The 2848-nt window shown below is 74.2% G+C and carries 4 protein-coding genes; 3 read left to right on the top strand and 1 reads right to left on the bottom strand.

From position 1 onward, the window contains the following. The coding region (locus tag OQF71_RS14255; RefSeq protein ID WP_280588474.1) for a hypothetical protein at positions 1-228 on the bottom strand (228 nt) is incomplete at its 3' end. Positions 229-350: 122 nt separating this feature from the next. Here OQF71_RS14255 and rnz point away from each other — a divergent pair. The 3 genes from rnz (at position 351) to OQF71_RS14240 (ending at position 2678) form a co-directional block, all read left to right on the top strand. Further along, positions 351-1283, top strand: coding sequence for a ribonuclease Z (rnz, locus tag OQF71_RS14250; RefSeq protein ID WP_280588472.1), 933 nt, complete (start codon positions 351-353; stop codon positions 1281-1283). An 83-nt stretch (positions 1284-1366) separates the two neighbouring features. Continuing rightward, a complete protein-coding gene (locus tag OQF71_RS14245; RefSeq protein WP_280588471.1) occupies positions 1367-1786 on the top strand; it encodes an HIT family protein in 420 nt (139 codons plus the stop codon). Between the two features lie 94 nt (positions 1787-1880). Further along, positions 1881-2678: an AAA family ATPase gene (locus OQF71_RS14240; protein ID WP_280588469.1), complete on the top strand. Its 798-nt coding sequence runs from the start codon at positions 1881-1883 to the stop codon at positions 2676-2678. Positions 2679-2848: the final 170 nt, after the last annotated feature.

The raw sequence follows: 2848 nt of genomic DNA, 5'->3' as shown, positions 1-2848 counted from the left end.
GTCGCGGGGGACCGGGGCGGCCGTGGCGGTCGCCGTCGAGTCGTCCGCCGCCGTCGAGGAGTCGGACGCGTCCTCGGCGGCGGGCACCGTCCAGTAGAGGACGCGTTCGGCGTCCGCGTAGAACTCCACCGCGAATCGGTCACCGCCGCCGTCGTAGTGGACTCTGGCGGCGGCGCCCTCGGCGCGCCACCCCTCCTGACGGACGAGCGCGGCGATCGAGTCGTGCATGGTCGCGTTCGGGGCGGCGGACACATGTCGGCTTCGGCCCGTGGTCGGGACGCGGTCGCTGGCGGCGCCGACCGCGACGCCCGCCTCGAAAGGAGTTTATCGCCGCCGGCCGCAGGGCGGGTATGTCCCTTCGCGTCACGTTCCTCGGAACGGGCGGCGCCGTCCCGACCACCGAGCGCGCGCCGAGCGCACTGTTCGTCAACCGCGAGGGCGACCGCCTCCTCTTCGACTGCGGCGAGGGGACGCAGCGCGGGATGATGCGGTTCGGCACCGGGTTCGGGATCGACCACCTGTTCGTCTCGCACCTCCACGGCGACCACGTCCTCGGGATCCCGGGGCTGGTCCAGACGCTCGGATTCAACGAGCGGACGGCCCCCCTGACGATCCACTGTCCGCCGGGGACCGCCGACGACCTCCGCGACCTGGTCCACGCGGTCGGTCACGACCCCGCGTTCCGCGTGCGTATCGAGGAGATTGCGCCCGGAGCGGTCGCGCTCGACGCCGACGGGTACGAGGTCCGCGCCTTCGAGACGGAACACCGGACCGTCTCGCAGGGATACGTCCTCGAGGAGGACGACCGCCTCGGCCGGTTCGACCGTCCGAAGGCGGAGGAGCTGGGCGTCCCCGTCGGCCCGAAGTTCGGCCGGCTCCACGCCGGCGAGCCCGTCGAGACCGAGGACGGGGCGGTCGTCGAGCCCGCGCAGGTCGTCGGCCCGCCGCGGCCCGGCCGGACCCTCGTGTACACCGCGGACACGCGCCCGCGAGACCAGACCGTCGAGGTCGCCGAGGGCGCCGACCTGCTCGTCCACGACGCGACCTTCGCCGACGACATGGCCGACCGCGCGCGCGACACGGCCCACTCGACCGGCCGCGAGGCCGGGAGGATCGCCGCCCGTGCCGACGCGAAGCGGCTGGCGCTGGTCCACGTCTCCTCGCGGTACGCCGCCGACGCCTCGCCCATTCGACGAGAGGCGACCGGAGCGTTCGACGGGGAGGTGCTCCTCCCGGACGACGGCGACCTCGTCGAGGTGCCGTTTCCCGACGCGAGCGAGTGAGTCGAACCGGAATCGCTCAATCCGGACCGCGACGGCTCCGACCCCGGGAAACCTTGATGCGTCGCGCCGCCGACCTACCGCGTATGTCCGACGACTGCGTCTTCTGTTCGATCGTCGCCGGCGACATCCCGGCGCGGACCGTCCACGAGACCGACGACGTGCTGGCGTTCCTCGACGCCAACCCGCTCGCGCGTGGGCACGCTCTCGTGATCCCGAAAGAACACGCACAGCACGTCGGCGACCTCGACGACGAGCTCGCGGCCGAGCTGTTCGCGGCCGTAACCGAGCTCACTCCGGAGGTCCAGTCGACCGTCGGTGCCGACGGCGCCAACGTCGGGATCAACGACGGCGAGGCGGCCGGCCAAGAGGTCCCCCACGTCCACGTCCACATCATCCCGCGGTTCGAGGGCGACGGCGGCGCGCCCCTCCACGCGGTCGGCGGTGAGCGACCGGACCTCTCCGACGACGAGCTGGACGCCGTCGCCGAGGCGATCGCCGAGTGAGCGGTCGCGGTCGGCGGTCCGCAGCGCGACTGGACGGCGGCCAGCCGACCGACGTGCGACAGAGTTAACAGCGACACTCCGGGTAGCCGAGCGCATGCAGGCGACGACGCTCGCGCTCGTCGGAGCGACCGGCGGCGCGGGGACGACGCGAACCGCAGTCGAACTGGCCGCGGTGGGAGCGCGCGACGGCCGCGACGTGGCCGTGGTCGACGCCGCGTTCACGACGCAGGGGCTCTCCGAGTACGTCTTCGGGCTGGTCAGCACCGATCTCACAGCGCTACTCACCGACGAGACCGGCGCGTCGCTGTCGGCGGCGACGTACCCCATCGGTGCCGGTCGCGAGAGCGACGACGGCGACGACCCCGACGGCGCGGCGAACCTCCCGGGACGCGCGGACCTGGTCCCGGCCCGCGCGCCGTTCGAGCGCGCGGCTCGCGCGAAGACGGCGGAGGCCGCGCGGAAGTTGGAGCGGCGGGTCGACGAGGCGGCGACCGCCTACGACGCCGTGGTCGTCGACGCCGCCCCGGTCGGCTCGAACGAGGCGGTCGCCGCGGTCACGACGGCCGACCGCGTCGAGGCGGTGACGCCCGCGACGGCGCACGGACGCGACGCGCTCCAACGGCTCCGCGGTCGGGTGGCCGACGTCGGCGGGAGCGTCGACGGGACGATAGCGGTGGCGCGCGTCGGGGAGTCCGACTCGGGACGCGACGACGGGGCGGCCGCCGATACCCGGCTCCCCGCCGTCGACCCCGCGGTCGGGAGCGCGCCCGAGGCGGCGACCGGGACCGGCGACTACGTCGCGGCGCTGGCGGAGACGTACGAGCGTGCGTTCGACGCGGCGCTCGGGATCGAGTTCGAGGAGCTGGGGCTGGTCGAGCGGATTCGGTCTTGAGAGGGCGAAAACGGACGAGGCGAAGAGGGGCGGGCGGACCGCCGATCGCGGTTTTCAGCGCAGCCCGTCAGGGGATCCCAGCGCGCCGCCGAGGGCGTCGTCGTCGCCGCGGAGACCGTCGCCGAGCGGCGCGGAGCCCGCGGCGTGCGCGTCGACGGCGTCGGTGACCG

The organism is Halorubrum sp. Boch-26 (assembly GCF_029889805.1).
Taxonomy (GTDB): Archaea; Halobacteriota; Halobacteria; order Halobacteriales; family Haloferacaceae; genus Halorubrum.
Note: the sequence above shows the minus strand (reverse complement) of the source record. Positions and strands in the feature narration are given on the sequence as shown.